Below are 15,221 nucleotides of genomic sequence, written 5' to 3' on the forward strand. Positions count from 1 at the left end.
TCGGCACATGCCCGCCAACCCGCCGCCGCCCCTCCTCAAGAGCGTCCCGCCGGGTGTCTGGACGGCGTTCGCCTGGAGCGCGGGCACGGTGTTCACGTACCTCACGCGTGTCCGGCTGCCCGGCGAGATGGAACCCGATCACTGGCCCGCCATCCAGCTCTACCGCTGGGACGGTGTGGTGTTCCTCCTCGTGTCCACCGGCCTGGCGCTCACCGCCGCCGTCCTGCTGTCCCGTCGTCCGCTGACAGCCATAGGTCTGCTGCTGACGGCCGCCGTCGTCGAGACGACCACCCTGGCCGCGGTCGAGATTCCGCTCGCCCAGTTCCTCGCCGTGCAGACCGCCGTGTACTTCATCGCCGCCGGCCGCCCCCGCCGTACCGGAGTCATCGCCGTCTCCCTCTCGCTCGCGCTGCTCGTGGGCTACATGGCCGTACGGATCCTGTACGGCTGGGTCGTCGGCACCTCGGCCGAACTGGCCGTCGCCCTCATCACGTTGATCGCGTGGCTGCTCGGCGACGCCGCCCACCGCAGCCGTACGCACGCCGAACAGCTCGCCGCCCGTACCGCAGAGCAGGCCGTCACCGCCGAACGCCTGCGCATAGCAAGGGAGATGCACGACACGGTCGCCCACAGCATCGGCATCATCGCCCTCCAGGCGGGCGCGGCGGCCAGGGTCGCCGCGACCAGGCCCGAGGCCGCGCGCGAGGCGATGTCGGCGGTCGAGCACGAGGGGCGCGAGACCCTGGCGGGCCTGCGCCGCATGCTCGTCGCGCTACGGCACGCGGATCAGAACGTAGACCAACAAGACTCCCTCGCAGTCGGGTTGGCGGACGTCGAGCGGCTCGCCGCCGTGACGAGCGCCGCCGGGGTGCGCGTACACCTGCACTGGGCGGGCGAACGGCGCGAACTGCCCCCGGACGTCGACCTGTCGGCGTTCCGTATCGTGCAGGAGTCGGTGACCAACGTCGTACGGCATGCCGGTGCCCAGTCCTGCCGGGTCACCCTCGACTACCGCGCCGGCGACGCCCTCGCCATCGAGGTCACCGACGACGGGCGGGGCCGGGGGAGCGCCACCGACACCGGGTTCGGGCTGGCCGGGATGCGGGAGCGAGTCGCCCTGCTGGACGGGGAGTTCACGGCCGGGCGGCGTCCCGAGGGCGGGTTCCGGGTCGCCGCCCGGCTGCCCATCCCGCTCAGTGCGGTGGTCCAGTGACGACGTCGGCTGTCCGGGTGCTGCTCGTCGACGACCAGCAACTCATCCGTACGGCACTCAGCATGGTCATCGCCGACCTGCCGGACATCGACGTCGTGGGCGAGGCCGCCGACGGGGCGGAAGCGGTCGCTCTCGTCGCCCAACTCGCCCCGGACGTCGTGGTGATGGACCTGCGCATGCCGGGCATGGACGGCATCGAGGCGACCCGTCGCATCACCAGGGGGACGGGGGCACAAGGCACTCGCACCGGCACCCGGATCCTCGTCCTCACCACCTTCGACGACGACGATCACGTGTACGGGGCGCTGCGCGCGGGCGCGTCCGGGTTTCTGGTCAAGGACATGGCCCTGGACGACATCCTCGCCGCCATTCGGATCGTGGCCTCCGGAGACGCCCTGATCGCTCCCAGTGTCACACGTCGGCTGATCCAGGACTTCGCCGCCAATCCCCAACAGCAAGGCCAGCAAAGAGAGTTGACGGCTATCACCGACCGTGAGCGCGAGGTGCTCACGCTCGTCGGTCGAGGGCTGTCCAACACGGAGATCGCCGCCGAACTGTGCATCAGCGTGGCCACGGCGAAGACGTACATCACGCGTCTGCTCGCCAAGCTGGACGCCCGTGACCGCGTCCAGCTCGTGATCATCGCCTACGAGGCGGGCTTGGTGTCCGTGTCCGCCACCGAGCGCAGATAGGCACCGAGCCGGGCGATCGCCGACGGGTTGCGCGGGCTCTCGACGAGGTCCACGTAGTCGAGGACGAAGATGCGCTTGTGCTTGACCGCCGACACGTTCTTCAACGGGGCGTACGACAGCAGGAACTCGCGCTTCTGTTCCGCGCTGACGTCCCCGTAGTCGCAGATGACGATGACGTCGGGGTCGCGCTCGACCACCGTCTCCCAGCCGACCGTCGTCCAGGAGTCGTCGACGTCGTTCATGACGTTGACGCCACCGGCCTTGCTGATGACCTCCTCGGGGGCCGCGTACCGCCCGGAGGTGAAGGGCGAGTCCGTGCCGCTGTCGTAGAGGAACACCTTCGGACGCGCGCTCCCGGTCGGCGCCTTGGCCGCCACCGCCGCGACCTGCTTCCTGAAGTCCGCGATCAGGGTGGCCGCGCGCTGCTCGACGCCGAAGAGCTTTCCGAGGTTGGTGAGGTCGGTGTAGAGGGCGTCCAGCGGCGGCATGATCCCCCGCGAGGTCTTCGTACGGCCGTTGCGGCAGGACTCGGTGAGGACGTACGAGGGGATGCCGAGCTTCTTCAGCGTGTCCGGGGTGAAGCCGTTGTCGTCACGGAAGCCGTAGTTCCAGCCGGCGAAGACCCAGTCGCCGCGGACGTCCAGGACGTTCTCCTTGGTCAGCTGGTCCTTGGACAGCCACTTCACCTTTGCGTAGCCGTCCTTCCAGGGCACGCCGGTCAGATCGCCCTTGTCGTCGGGCATGGCGAACCCGGCCATCCGGTCCTCCAGACCGAGCGCGAACATCAGCTCGGTGATTCCGACGTCGTTCGTGACGACCCGCTCGGGCACCTTGTCGTACGTCACCTTCTGGCCGCAGTTGGTGAGGGTGACGGAGGACGGGGACGCTGTGGCCTTCGCCGAGGGCTTTTCGACCGTCGCGCCGCATCCGGCGGCGAGGAGGGAGCTGACCGCGAGCAGGGCAGCGGCGACAACTGGCTTGCGCATAAGGAGAGTTCCTTACAGGGAGGCGGTCCCTTACAGGGACGGCTTGGGAAGCAGATCGAAGAGCAGCTGCACCGCACCGGTCTCCGGATGCCGTACGGGATGGGCGCGGACCCCGAACACCTCGGCCAGCAGCGCCGGTTGGAGCACGTCGTGCGGCGGGCCCGACGCGACGAGGCGGCCCCCGGCGATGACGTACAGCAGATCGCAGTGGGCGGCGGCGAGGTTGAGGTCGTGCAGGGCGGCCAGGACGGTCAGGCCGCTCGTGCGGACCAGGGACAGGACGTCCAACTGGTGGGCGATGTCCAGGTGGTTGGTGGGTTCGTCGAGGACCAGGACCCGGGGCTGCTGGGCCAACGCCCGTGCGATGAGCACGCGTTGCTTCTCGCCGCCGGACAGGGCGAGGAACCCGCGGTCGGAGAGATGGGCGATGCCGGTCCGCTCCAGGGCGGCGCCGCAGATCTCCCGGTCCCCGGCCGCCGTACGCCCCTGATGCGGCAGCCGCCCCATCGCGACCACCTCCGCGACGGTGAAGTCGAACTCGGAGGACGACTCCTGGGGCAGCGCGGCCAGGACGCGGGCGGCGCCTCGGGGATCCATGCCATGGACGTCGTCCCCGTCCAGGCGAACCACACCCCCCGCCGGCCGCAGCGCCCGGTACACGCACCGCAACAGGGTCGACTTCCCGCTCCCGTTGGGCCCGACGAGCCCCACGAAGGCCCCGCTGTCCACGCGCATCGTGATGTCCTCGACGAGCCGGACCGCCCCCGCGTCGACCGACACACCCTCCACATCGAGCCGCATGCCGTCACCGCCCCCCGAACGCGTAGCCGCCGCGCCGCATCAGCAGCAGGAACGCCGGTACGCCGACCACGGCCGTGATCACCCCGACGGGCAGTTCGGCCGGGGCGAGCAGCAGCCGGGACAGTACGTCGGCCCACACCAGCAGTACGGCCCCGGCGAGCGGCGCGACCGCCAGCACCCGCCGGTGATCGGCGCCGACGAGCATCCGTACGACATGCGGGACCATCAGCCCGACGAAGCCGATGGCCCCGCTGACGGCGACGACCGTGCCGGTCACGGCAGCGGTGACGAGGAACAACTCCCGCCGGAGTCTGGTGGGTTGGACCCCGAGGGCGGCGGCGGTCTCGTCACCCATGGCGAGGGCGTTGAGCGACTCGGCGCGCCGGGCCAGCCACGCCCACCCGGCGAGGACGGTCACGGCGGCGATCGGCACCTGCGCCCAGGTCGCCCCGCCCAGACTCCCGAGCAGCCACATCATCGCGGACCTGGCCGCCTCACCCCGGGCGGCCCCGAACACCATCACGGTGGTCACGGCCTCGAAGCCGTACGCCAGTGCCGTACCGGTGAGGATCAGCCGCAGCGGCGTGAGCCCGTGCGTGGCGGAGCGAGCCACGGCGTAGACGAGGACCATGGCGGCGAGTGCGGAGACGAAGGCGGACACGGACAGCGCCCAGACCCCGAGCCCGGCGAAGGCCCCCAGTAGGATCACGGCGTTGGCCCCCACGGCCGCGCCGGACGAGATACCCAGCACGAACGGGTCGGCGAGCGCGTTGCGGACCATGGCCTGCACGGCCACCCCGACGGCCGCGAGCCCGGCGCCGACCACGGCGGCGAGCACCACCCGGGGCAGCCGCAACTCCCACACGATGGTGTACGCGGCGACGTCCTCGGCGCGGATGGTGCCGCCGGTGAGCCCGTCGCCGAGGAAGCGGAAGACCTGCCCCCAGCCGATGCCGGAGGCGCCGAGACCGACCCCGCACAGCAGGGAGAGGAGCAGGAGCAGTATCAGCCCAACGGCCAACGGCACGACGGGTATTCGGCGCACGGGCGGCGTCCTTCGCCTCGGCTCGCAGTCCGCGGCGAGCAGTCACATGGGCACGCGCACCTTGGGTGATCGGGCTCGCACGCCCACCTGCCGGGGGCGTGCATACCGTTGCGGGTCAGCGCCGGAGTCTCACCGGACTTCCCCCACGGGACGCGTCGGCGAGCGTAGCAAACGCGCCGGACCGGCCAATTCCCGCGGGTCCCCCTATGTCGTGTTCTCGTGGACCAGGCTTGCGGCCGGGCGGAAAATTTCTGGTGACCGAACGGAAACGGCCACAACCGTTCGAGTGGACCGACCGTCTCTGATGAGCGTGAAGATCCGAGCAGCTACACGACCGACCACGCGACCGACCACGCGACCGGCCACCCCGCAGCCGAGCGAGAACCCCGGACTGCGGCTCGACATCCAAGGCCTGCGGGCCGTGGCCGTGTCGCTCGTCGTCCTCGGCCATGCCGGGGTGCGCGGGTTCGCCGGTGGCTATGTCGGAGTCGACGTCTTCTTCGTCATCTCGGGCTTCCTCATCACCTCATTGCTGATACGCGAGTTGGCCACGAGCGAAGGCGGTGGTGGGGCATGGGGCGGGATATCGATCCGCCGTTTCTACGCCCGCCGCGCACTCCGCCTCCTCCCCGCGTCGACGCTAGTCGTCCTCGTCACCCTCGCCGGTTCCTGGCTGTTCCTGTCGAGGGTCCGCTTCGAGGAGTACGCCGGGGACGCGCTGAGCAGCGCGCTCTACGCGGTGAACCTCCGGTTGGCGGCGGGCGGCACGGACTACCTGGCGGAGGGGAGCCCGCCGTCCCCCTTCCAGCACTTCTGGTCGCTGGCGGTGGAGGAACAGTTCTACCTCCTCTGGCCGCTGCTCCTCCTGGTGAGTTGGCGGCTAGCGCGCCGGCGGCGCGGGCTGGTGGCGGTGCCGCTCGCGGTGCTGTGCCTGCTGTCGTTCGGGCTGAGCGTGACCGTGACGGAGAGCGCCCCGTCCTGGGCGTACTTCGGTTCGCACACCCGCTTCTGGGAACTGGGCGCAGGTGCGCTGCTGGCCCTGTCCGCCGACCAACTTCGCGGCCTGCCACCGAAGTTGGCGGCACCGATGACGTGGACGGGCCTGGCCTGCATCCTCGTGGCGGCGATCCTCTACGGCAACTCCACCCCGTTCCCCGGCTATTACGCACTCCTGCCGGTGCTGGGGTCGGTCCTGGTCCTGGCAGGAGGCTGCGCCCCGTCGCGCTGGGACTCCCAACTACTCCTCTCCAGGCGGCCGTTGGTATGGCTGGGCGGCCTGTCGTACGGCTGGTACCTGTGGCACTGGCCGCTGCTGCTGATCGGCCCCGTGGCGCTGGGCAGACTCCCGGAGACTACGAGTGTCTGGCTCGCTTTGCTGTTCTGCGCGATCGCCCTGCTGCTGGCCTGGGTGACCCTGCGCGTAGTGGAGAACCCGGTACGTTTCCACTCGGCGTTCCGGGGCCGCCCGGGGCGTGCGTTGCGGCTCGGGGCGGTGCTGTCGGCGGGGGCGGCGGTGATCGCGATGACGGCGTACGCGTTCCCGCCGCCGATCAACTCGGGTAAACCGGCAGTTGAGTTGAGGCAGGAGGTGGCGAAAGCACCGGACCCCCAACTACGCCTGCGCCAACTGCTGGAGGCACGGTCGAGTCGCCTGCCCAGCAACCTCTCCCCGCCCCTCACCGAGATCAAGTCGGCGCGGTCGGCGGTCTATCGGGACGGCTGCCATGTGGCGTACGACAGCACGAGCACCCCGCCGTGCGAGTACGGCGACCCGGCCTCCGACAAGGTCGTGGTCCTGTTCGGCGACTCCCATGCCGCCCAGTGGTTCCCGGCGCTCAACCGGCTTGCGCGGGAGCGTGGTTGGAAGCTGGTGTCGTGGACGAAGTCGTCGTGCAAGGCGGCGAAGGTGACTCTGCGGCGGTTCGACGGGCCGTATGCGGAGTGTGATGTCTGGCGGGCGCGGGCGATCGAGAGGATCGCTGCGCTGAGCCCCGACCTGGTGATTGTCTCGTCCTCGGACGCGGGCGACCCGCTCCACCCGGAACCCGACCCGGTCCAGCAGTGGACGAACGGCCTCCGTACGACGTACGAGGCGCTCGGTGTCTCGGGCGCGAAGGTCGTAGCGCTGCTGGACACTCCGTGGCCGAAGACGGATGCGGTGGACTGCGCGGCGCTGTACTCCCTCCGGCTGGACCGCTGTACGAACCGTCTGCCCGGGGCGATCAGGGACGGGGCCCGGAGGAGGGCGACGCTCGACGCGGCGAAGGTGTCGGGCACGGCGGTGATCGACCCCGTTCCGTGGCTGTGCACGGAGGGGGGTGACTGCCCTGTTCTGGTGGGCGACACGGTTGTGTACCGCGACGACAGCCATATCGCGGACGCGTATGCGGAGGCGGTCGCACCGGCCCTGGGCACCCGGCTGACCGAGGCGCTCGGCACCGGGTGAGCTCTTCGCCCCCGCCGCCCTTACCCGTCCCATCCCTGGGGGCTGCGCCCCCAGACCCCCCTTTCGGCCTGAACGGCCTCGTCCTCAAACGCCGGACGGGCTGAAAGACCAACCCCGGCCGGTGTTCGAAGACGAGGCCTGTTCAGCCCGCCTCTACCCGCCCACCCAGGCTGGCCATCTCCAGCCCGTCCGGCGTTTGAGGACGAGCGCGTTCAGCGCGACAGCGGGGGTCTGGGGGCGCAGCCCCCAGGGATGGGACGGGTAGGGGCGGCGGGGGCGAGGAACGGTATGCCCGGTGGTCCCGTACGGGTGAAGCTCCCGGGTTCAGGCTTGCGGGTCCCACTCCCGTTGGTTTAGTGAATGCTAAACTTGCGAAAGGGTTGAAGGTGGGAGAGCAGTGGGACGTCTACCTGACCGACGAGGTGGATCATTGGCTGAACGACCTGGAGAAGGCCGATCCGGCCTCGTACGTGCTCGTGAACCAGGCCATCTGGATCCTTGCCTGCCATGGGCCCGCCGAGGGACGTCCCCTGGTCGATCGGATCAAGGGATCGTCCCTCCACAACCTCAAGGAGTTACGCCCGGGTTCGGCCGGGCGGAGCGAGGTGCGGGTCCTGTTCATGTTCGACCCGTGGCGCTCCGCGATCCTTCTGGTGGCCGGAGACAAGTCCGGGAACTGGCACGCCTGGTACGACGAGGCGATCCCGTTGGCAGAGTTGCGGTACGCGGAGTACGTCGCCGACCGGAAGAAGGAGCTGGGGCAGTGAGCGGACATGTCAGGTGGTCGGCGAGTGGGCACCGTGAGCGGGCGGAGGAACTGGCGGGTGACCGGGACGCGTTCCTCGAAGGCGCCCAGCGCATGCTCGCCGAGGCGCGGGCCTGGCGACTCGTCGAGATGCGCCAGGAACGCGGCTTCACCCAGGCCCAGGTGGCAGAGCGGATGGGCGTCACCAAGGGACGCGTCTCGCAGATCGAGAGCGGTCAGGTCTCCGGTACGGATGTCGTGGCGCGGTACGTCGAGGCGCTGGGCGGCAGCCTGGTGATGGTCGCCGTGTTCGCGGATGGCGAGCTGCGCAAGGTCGGTTGAGCGATGCCGGACCCTTTGCGCCTGCGCCTAGGGAGCCGTCGTGTCTCCGTCCGCCGCCGAGGCGAAGTAGTACCCCGCCCCCAAGTCCGCCAGCAGCCCCGTCTCCACCGGCTCCCACCCCAACCCCTCCCGCGTCACCGCGCTCGACGCCGGCAGGTCGAGGGCGAAGAAGTTGCCCAGCCAGCCGAAGTGGTCCTGGGTCTCCTCGGCCGGTACCGACGTCACCGGCACCCCCAGCCCCCGCCCGATCGCCTCGGCGATCTCCCGCACCGGGACGCCCTGCTCGGCGACCGCGTGCAGGCGGGTCCCCGGCGGGGCCGACTCCAGGGCCAGTCGGAACAGGCGGGCCACGTCGAAGCGGTGGGCGGCGGCCCAACGGTTGGTGCCGTCGGCCGGGTAGGCCGAGACGCCCTTGGCGCGGGCTATGTCGATGAGGCGGGGTACGAAGCCGTGGTCCCCCTGGCCGTGTACGGACGGCGGCAGCCGTACGACCGATGCCCGCACCCCGCGCTCCGCGAGCCGCATCACCGCCGTCTCCGAGGCGAGCCGGTACATGTGGGACCTCGACGGGTCGCCCGGGTTGTCCTCCGTCGCCAGCACACCCGGCGAGAACGCCGTGCCGGAGCAGATGAGGAGGGGGCGGCCGGAGCCGGCCAGCGCCTCGCCCATCGTCTCCACGGCCCGCCGGTCGGTCCGCGCCGCCTCCGCCATGTCGCGGAAGTCATGGACGTACGCGGTGTGGATCACGCCCTCCGAGGCCGCCGCCCCGGCCCGCAGACTGTCGAGGTCGTCCAGGGTGCCTCGGTGTACCTCCGCCCCGGCTTCCTTCAGCGACGCTGCCGACTCCTCCGAGCGGGCCATCCCGACCACCTCGTGACCCGCGCCGAGCAACTCCCGTACGACGGCGGACCCGACGAACCCGCTCGCCCCGGTGACGAACACACGCATGGTGAACTCCCTCTCACTACCGGCCTCTTGGTGTTGGCCGGTGTGCTTTCAGCGTGCGTGTCGGGTCTCCTCCCGGTCCAAGACCTGTTCCGGAATGGGCAATGCGTATCAGGCATCACCTCAGGTCAGTCCTGGTGTGCGTGGTTCAGGTGGCCAACTCGCCCGATACGCTTGGCACATGACAGACCCCGATCTCGATCTGCGCCTCGTGCGGTACTTCGTCGTGGTCGCCGAGCAGCTGCACTTCGGTCGTGCCGCCGAGGTCCTGCGGATCGCCCAGCCCTCCCTCAGTCGGCAGATTCGGCGGCTGGAGAAGGAGTTGGGGGCTCGGCTGCTGGACAGGACTCCGCAGGGGAGTCGGCTCACCGAGGCCGGTGAGGTCTTTCTGCCGCATGCCAGGGCGTTGCTCCGGACGGCCACCCGGGCCGCCTCCCAGACCCGCGCCGCCGCCGAGCCCAGCCGGTTCGTCATCGGCTACACGTCGAATCTCATCGTCACCCCGGCCGTACGGGAGCTGCGCCACCGGTATCCCGACGCCGACGTACGGGCCGTGCACCTCGACTGGAACGAACCCCGCACAGCGCTCTTCGACCACCGGGTCGACGTCGTGATCGCCCGACTCCCGCTCTCCACCGACGAGTTGGAGGTGACCGTCCTCTATGAAGAGCCCCGGGTCCTGGTCGTTCCGCTCGATCACCGTCTCGTCGGGAAGGAGTCCGTCACCCTCGACGACATCGCCGACGAACCCCTGCCCCGGGTGAGCGAGGACGCGGCCTGGAACGCCTTCTGGCGTATCGATCCGCGTCCGGACGGCAGCCGGGCGCCGGAGGGGCCGCTCGTCCGGGCGCTGGAGGACAAGTTCGAACTCATCGCCGCCGGGCAGGCCGTGGCCATCGTCCGGGGGGTACGGGCGCGGGCCGGCTGCGGCCAGACCTCACCACCGTTCCCCTGCACGGCATCGAACCGAGCCATGTCGTCCTCGCCACCCGCGTGGACGACCGCAGCCGTCTGCTCGCCGCCTTCCGGAAGGTGGCGCGGGCCCTGCTGACGGGCAGCACCGGTACCGCCTGAACTCAGCGGCCGCTCCAGCTGAACTGGTTGCTCCCGCGGCTGAAAACGCGCGCCCAGCAGGACGATTCCCAGTTGAGCATGCTCATTTCAAGCCGTTGTTTTGGCCTTCACATGACAAGGTGAGGCACGCGGTGCCACGCTGCTTGCCGAAGTTCACCATTTCTTCATGTACTTCACTCACCCCCCACCTCCTTCCACCCGCCTGCCGTGCAGCGCTCCGGACCGGCCACATCCATGTCGGTCCGCCCCCACCTCGGCCCCCACCACGGGCCGACCGCCGCAGAAGGAGAACACGTTGCCCCGGCGACTTCGCACCACCCTCCGGCGCAGACGCGCCACCGCCCTCGCGCTGACCGCCATCGGGACCCTGCTCGCCATGGGAGCCCCCGTCGGCACCGCGACCGCGGCCCCGGCCGACCCGGGCCCCGCCCCGGCGAAGATCACCGCCGAGCCTCGCGCGGGAGCCGCCGCCGTGCCCCTGACGGCGACCCGGCGCGCCTCGCTGATCAAGAGCGCGCAGACCACGGCCGGCACCACGGCCCGTCAACTCGCCCTCGGCGCGCAGGAGAAGCTCGTCGTCAAGGACGTCGTCCAGGACGCCGACGGCACCGTCCACACCCGCTACGAGCGCACCTACGCCGGTCTGCCCGTCCTCGGCGGCGACCTGGTCGTCCACCTGAAGGCCAACCGCACCACCGTTTCCAAGGCGAGCGGCGCGACCCTTGCCCTGCCGTCCCTCGCCCCGAAGCTCTCAGCCGCCAACGCCACCGGCAAGGCCCTCGCGGCGGCGAAGGGCGCCGAGGTCACCGGCGCCGAGGCCGAGCGCGCGGCCCGCCTCGTCGTCTGGGCCGGTGCCACCAAGCCCGTCCTGGCCTGGGAGACGCTGGTCGAGGGCGTCCAGCCCGACGGCACGCCCAGCGAACTGCAGGTCGTCACCGACGCCAGCACCGGCAAGCAGCTCCTCGCCGCCGAGAAGGTGCACACCGGCGAAGGCACCGGCCAGTACGTCGGCCCGGTCGCCGTCGGCAGCACGCTCTCGGGATCGACGTACCAGCTCAGCGACCCCGACCGCGCCGGGCAGAAGACGTACGACCTGAACCAGGGCACCTCCGGCACCGGCACGCTCTTCACCGACGACAACGATGTCTGGGGCGACGGTCTGCCGTCCAACCGCCAGACCGCCGGTGTCGACGTGGCCTTCGGCGCGGCAGCCACCTGGGACTACTACAAGGACGTGTACGGCCGTAACGGCATCCGCAACGACGGTGTCGCCGCCTACAGCCGGGCCCACTACGGGAACAACTACGTCAACGCCTTCTGGCAGGACAGCTGCTTCTGCATGACGTACGGCGACGGCTCGGGCAACACGCACCCGCTGACCGCCCTCGACGTGGCCGCCCACGAGATGAGCCACGGCGTCACCGCCGCCACCGCCAACCTGACCTACTCGGGCGAGTCCGGCGGTCTCAACGAGGCGACGTCCGACATCTTCGCCGCGGCCGTCGAGTTCCACTCGGACCTCGCCGCCGATCCCGGCGACTACCTCGTCGGCGAGAAGATCGACATCAACGGCGACGGCACGCCGCTGCGTTACATGGACAAGCCCTCCAAGGACGGCGCCTCGCGCGACAGTTGGAGCTCCACCCTGGGCAGCGTCGACGTCCACTACTCCTCGGGCCCGGCGAACCACTTCTTCTACCTGCTCTCCGAGGGCAGCGGCGCCAAGACCGTCAACGGCGTCGCCTACGACAGCCCGACCTACGACGGTCAGGCCGTCACCGGCATCGGCATCGAGAACGCCGCCGCCATCTGGTACCGGGCGCTGACGACGTACATGACGTCGTCGACCAACTACGCGGGCGCCCGCACCGCCACCCTCCAGGCGGCCGGTGACCTGTTCGGCGCCTACAGCCCCACCTACCTCGCCGTCGCCGACGCCTGGGCCGCCATCAACGTCGGCGGCCGGATAGCCCTCGGCGTCAACGTCGCCCCGGTCGCCGACCAGGCCAGCGGCATCGGCCAGGCGGTCAGCCTCCAGGTGGACGCCTTCACCACCAACTCCGGTTCGGGGCTGACCTACGAGGCCACCGGCCTGCCCGACGGCCTCACCCTCAGCGCGAGCGGCCTGATCTCCGGGACGCCGACCACCCTCGGCACCGGCGATGTCACCCTCACGGTCACCGATGACACGGGCTCGTCCGTCACGGACACCTTCAGCTGGCGGATCGCGTACATCTACGCCAGCACCACCCGCGTCGACATCCCCGACGTCGGTGCCGCCGTGGAGTCCCCGATCACCATCGAGGGCCGCGAGGGCAACGCCTCCGCCACCGCCTCGGTCTACGTCAACATCGTCCACACCTACCGCGGTGACCTGACCGTCGACCTGGTCGGCCCCAACGGCACCGTCTACTCACTCCTCAACCGGAGTGGCGGCGGCGCCGACAACGTCGACCAGACCTTCACGATCGACGCCTCGGCCCAGCCCCTCAACGGCACGTGGACGCTCCGCGTGCAGGACCGGGCGGCGATCGACGTCGGCTACATCCAGCGGTGGCAGCTCACTCCCTGACCCCACCGAGAAACTCGGTCCAGGCAAGCGCGTCAATGAGCAGTACGGGCCCGTCCGAGACCTTGCTGTCTCGGACGGGCACGATGCCGATGACTCCGTCGGCTACTTCGAGGCAGCTTCCGCCGTTGTCGTCGCTGTAGGTGCTCTTACGCCAACGGGCGGAGCTGATGAAGTCGTACGCGACCTCGACGCAGTTGCCGCCCTCGCCGTTGCTGTAGCTGCTCTTGTGCCAGCGGGCGTTGCTCAGGTCGAACTCGCGCATCGTCTGTAGTCCTCAGCCGCCGACTCGATCAGGGCGAGGGACGCCTCCGGCGACAGTGCGGCGCCCCTGAGCAGATCGTATGCGCGCTGTGCTCGCTTCACCACCGCTGGATCGTCGAGCAGGCCACCCGTAAACGCCGTCTCTGTATAGAGCGTTGGTGGCGCGTCCTCGAACTCCATGAGCCGCAGATCACCAGTCATGACTGCGTATGCCCCAGCCGAGTACGGCAGTACCTGTACCAGCACCGTTCGCTCCCGCATGAGCGCCGCGATGTGCTCCAGTTGCTCGGCCATGGCCGCCGGCCCGCCGACAGGCGTACACAGGGTGTTCTCGTGCAGGATCGTCCAATACTCGGGCCTTGTAGCGTCCTTGAGGATGCGCGCGCGTTCCAGTCGGGCTCCGACCTTCTCGGCCACGTAGTCGTCCGTGACGAACGGGTTGGCCGCGAGCGTGACCGCCTGCGCGTACGCGGCCGTCTGTAGCAGCCCCGGGATCACCGTCGGGGCGAACTCACAGATCTTCGTCGCCGTCCGCTCAAGCTCCACAACCTCCGCGAAGTAATCCGCGTAGCGTTTGTCGTCGATGAGCTTGCGCCAGGTACGCTCGAAAAAACCTGCGGTTTGTAGGACGTCGTCAATCCGCATCGCGACATCCAGCTGCGGCTTACGAATGGCCTGCTCGAACTGTCCGATGTAACCACCCGAGACGAAGACCATCGCCCCCAACTCCACTTGCGTTAACCCCGCCTCCTCCCGTCGCCGCTTCAACTCGGCCCCGAAGAACTCCCAAGCAGCCTGCCGCTGTGAACCATTGGCCATAACCGAACCGAACCCCCTTCAACTGCACCGTCGTTGCTGCGCCCAGAGCCTTCCGAGTGTAGGCACAACACGTCACCGTAGAAGTGCGAAGAGTGAAACTCGATTAGCAAGGGGAGCACGGTGACGGCACGTCAGACGGCACGCTCGACGGACTGCGTCGAAGAAGCGGAGGAAACTGTGAAGGAATTGCGGACGGCGTTGGAAAGCGCCGGGATTACCTTGCCGACGCTCCGATTGGACGCGGCGAGTGTCGCCCGGGAAGTACCCCGTCCGCTCATCGAATTGGGGCGCTGCAGCGTCGAGACGGCGGCCCGGATCGCGGCGGCCCTGCGATGAACGACGTGCGGGCGAAATCGGGGAATCCGGGGAAGCCGGGGCGGCCGGACATCGGCTCGTACGTCATGGACACCCGCACCGGGAAGGTGGGCCTGGTCATGGGGCACGAGGGCCCCTATGTCCAGCTGAGATCGTACGGCGGCGGCAGGGAGTGGGACGCGGCCCCGGACGGCCTGCGGCCGGCGACCCCGGCGGAACGCCTGAGCGCGGCCACGGCGTACGCCAACGCACGCAGCCGCGGTGAGGTTCCTTGAGGGGGTTGGTGGGGCGGGGTCAGTTCAGTGAGTTGACCTCGGCATGCCTACCGGCCGGGCCCAGGTGGTCCAGGAGGTGCTGGATGTCCTTGGGGTCCGAGGTGACGATCAGGGCAGAGGTGTCCGCCGCCAGTACCGCGACGGCGCCGTCGACCGGGTCCGATGTACCGGCCCGCCCGAGCAGTTCTCCGACCCGCCGGGCCAGAGTGTGATTCAGGTCCTGGACATCGCATCCGTTGAGGACACGGGCGACCTGGGCCTGGCGGGCGCCGTCCCGCCACACCTGCGCCACGACCGGTGCGGGCGCTAACGGCACGCCTCCAGCAGTGAGGTAGGAGCGATGGGCTCGCCAGAATGTGGGGTCGTTCCGCTCGGCGGCGATCAGGGCTCCGGCGTCGTACACCACGGACTTCAGGATGCTCATGCGGCACCTCGTGACTGCTCGTCCGACGAGGCGGGGTGGGTGACGCGCTCCATGAAGTCGTCCACCCACGCCTGCTGCTCCGGCGTCGGGGGAGGCACATGGGCCATGGCCTCCTCCGCCGCCGCGAGACCCGCCTCGATCTTCGCCGCGCGCTCCGCCGCGCGCGACAGCCAGGCCGAGACGCTCAGCCCGTCCCGTTCGGCGGCCGATCTGACGGCTTCGAGTGTCTCGCTGGGGATGGTGATGGTGACGCGCTCAAGGCTCAT

The 15,221-nt window shown here is 69.8% G+C and carries 15 protein-coding genes and 1 pseudogene; 8 read left to right on the top strand and 8 right to left on the bottom strand.

Going from position 1 to position 15,221, the window contains the following annotated elements; genetic code table 11:
* Window positions 1–7 precede the first annotated feature (7 nt).
* Window positions 8–1,213 carry a sensor histidine kinase gene (locus tag LUX31_RS34545; RefSeq protein ID WP_235479231.1) on the top strand — a complete coding sequence of 402 codons (1,206 nt, stop codon included), beginning with the start codon at window positions 8–10 and terminating at the stop codon, window positions 1,211–1,213.
* Window positions 1,210–1,905 (top strand): response regulator, encoded by a 696-nt coding sequence (locus LUX31_RS34550; RefSeq protein ID WP_268828243.1) that lies wholly within the window; start codon window positions 1,210–1,212, stop codon window positions 1,903–1,905. The genes LUX31_RS34545 and LUX31_RS34550 overlap by 4 nt, the downstream gene beginning before the upstream one ends.
* On the opposite strand, the gene LUX31_RS34555 is transcribed toward LUX31_RS34550, so the two are convergent.
* Genes LUX31_RS34555 through LUX31_RS34565 form a run of 3 tightly spaced genes read right to left on the bottom strand, consistent with a single transcriptional unit; the run spans window position 1,860 to window position 4,737 of the window.
* Window positions 1,860–2,891 (bottom strand): ABC transporter substrate-binding protein, encoded by a 1,032-nt coding sequence (locus LUX31_RS34555; RefSeq protein WP_235479232.1) that lies wholly within the window; start codon window positions 2,889–2,891, stop codon window positions 1,860–1,862. The two genes, LUX31_RS34550 and LUX31_RS34555, sit on opposite strands and share 46 nt — an antisense overlap.
* Window positions 2,892–2,921: 30 nt before the next feature.
* Window positions 2,922–3,692: an ABC transporter ATP-binding protein gene (locus LUX31_RS34560; protein ID WP_235479233.1), complete on the bottom strand. Its 771-nt coding sequence runs from the start codon at window positions 3,690–3,692 to the stop codon at window positions 2,922–2,924.
* 4 nt (window positions 3,693–3,696) lie between these two features.
* Complete coding sequence (locus LUX31_RS34565) at window positions 3,697–4,737, bottom strand: FecCD family ABC transporter permease (RefSeq protein WP_235479234.1); 1,041 nt, start codon at window positions 4,735–4,737, stop codon at window positions 3,697–3,699.
* Between the two features lie 286 nt (window positions 4,738–5,023).
* Here LUX31_RS34565 and LUX31_RS34570 point away from each other — a divergent pair, with 286 nt between their 5' ends.
* The 3 genes from LUX31_RS34570 (at window position 5,024) to LUX31_RS34580 (ending at window position 8,270) form a co-directional block, all read left to right on the top strand.
* The gene (locus LUX31_RS34570; protein ID WP_268828244.1) at window positions 5,024–7,183 is read left to right on the top strand and encodes an acyltransferase family protein; all 2,160 of its coding nucleotides are present in this window, start codon (window positions 5,024–5,026) and stop codon (window positions 7,181–7,183) included.
* 386 nt (window positions 7,184–7,569) lie between these two features.
* On the top strand, window positions 7,570–7,950 hold the full coding sequence (locus LUX31_RS34575) for a type II toxin-antitoxin system RelE/ParE family toxin (RefSeq protein WP_235479235.1): 381 nt from the start codon (window positions 7,570–7,572) through the stop codon (window positions 7,948–7,950).
* Window positions 7,947–8,270, top strand: a complete 324-nt coding sequence (locus LUX31_RS34580) for a helix-turn-helix domain-containing protein (protein WP_235479236.1) — start codon at window positions 7,947–7,949, stop codon at window positions 8,268–8,270. The genes LUX31_RS34575 and LUX31_RS34580 overlap by 4 nt, the downstream gene beginning before the upstream one ends.
* A 27-nt stretch (window positions 8,271–8,297) precedes the next feature.
* On the opposite strand, the gene LUX31_RS34585 is transcribed toward LUX31_RS34580, so the two are convergent.
* A complete protein-coding gene (locus tag LUX31_RS34585) occupies window positions 8,298–9,218 on the bottom strand; it encodes an SDR family oxidoreductase (protein ID WP_235479237.1) in 921 nt (306 codons plus the stop codon).
* Window positions 9,219–9,396: 178 nt separating this feature from the next.
* Between LUX31_RS34585 and LUX31_RS34590 the strand changes: the two are divergent.
* Both LUX31_RS34590 and LUX31_RS34595 read left to right on the top strand, forming a co-directional pair.
* Window positions 9,397–10,289: pseudogene (locus LUX31_RS34590) on the top strand (LysR family transcriptional regulator).
* 295 nt (window positions 10,290–10,584) lie between these two features.
* Window positions 10,585–12,861 (top strand): M4 family metallopeptidase, encoded by a 2,277-nt coding sequence (locus LUX31_RS34595; protein WP_235479238.1) that lies wholly within the window; start codon window positions 10,585–10,587, stop codon window positions 12,859–12,861.
* Here the strand turns inward: LUX31_RS34595 and LUX31_RS34600 are convergent.
* Window positions 12,851–13,123 carry a DUF397 domain-containing protein gene (locus LUX31_RS34600; protein WP_235479239.1) on the bottom strand — a complete coding sequence of 91 codons (273 nt, stop codon included), beginning with the start codon at window positions 13,121–13,123 and terminating at the stop codon, window positions 12,851–12,853. The genes LUX31_RS34595 and LUX31_RS34600 overlap by 11 nt on opposite strands.
* On the bottom strand, window positions 13,105–13,941 hold the full coding sequence (locus tag LUX31_RS34605) for a helix-turn-helix domain-containing protein (RefSeq protein ID WP_235479240.1): 837 nt from the start codon (window positions 13,939–13,941) through the stop codon (window positions 13,105–13,107). The genes LUX31_RS34600 and LUX31_RS34605 overlap by 19 nt, the downstream gene beginning before the upstream one ends.
* Window positions 13,942–14,342: 401 nt before the next feature.
* Here LUX31_RS34605 and LUX31_RS34615 point away from each other — a divergent pair, with 401 nt between their 5' ends.
* A complete protein-coding gene (locus LUX31_RS34615; RefSeq protein ID WP_443046089.1) occupies window positions 14,343–14,531 on the top strand; it encodes a hypothetical protein in 189 nt (62 codons plus the stop codon).
* A gap of 19 nt (window positions 14,532–14,550) precedes the next feature.
* Here the strand turns inward: LUX31_RS34615 and LUX31_RS34620 are convergent, their stop codons facing one another.
* Window positions 14,551–14,955 (bottom strand): PIN domain-containing protein, encoded by a 405-nt coding sequence (locus tag LUX31_RS34620; RefSeq protein ID WP_235479243.1) that lies wholly within the window; start codon window positions 14,953–14,955, stop codon window positions 14,551–14,553.
* Window positions 14,952–15,221 carry a hypothetical protein gene (locus LUX31_RS34625; RefSeq protein ID WP_235479244.1) on the bottom strand — a complete coding sequence of 90 codons (270 nt, stop codon included), beginning with the start codon at window positions 15,219–15,221 and terminating at the stop codon, window positions 14,952–14,954. The genes LUX31_RS34620 and LUX31_RS34625 overlap by 4 nt, the downstream gene beginning before the upstream one ends.

Source organism: Streptomyces sp. GQFP, assembly GCF_021545335.1.
Classification (GTDB): Bacteria; Actinomycetota; Actinomycetes; order Streptomycetales; family Streptomycetaceae; genus Streptomyces.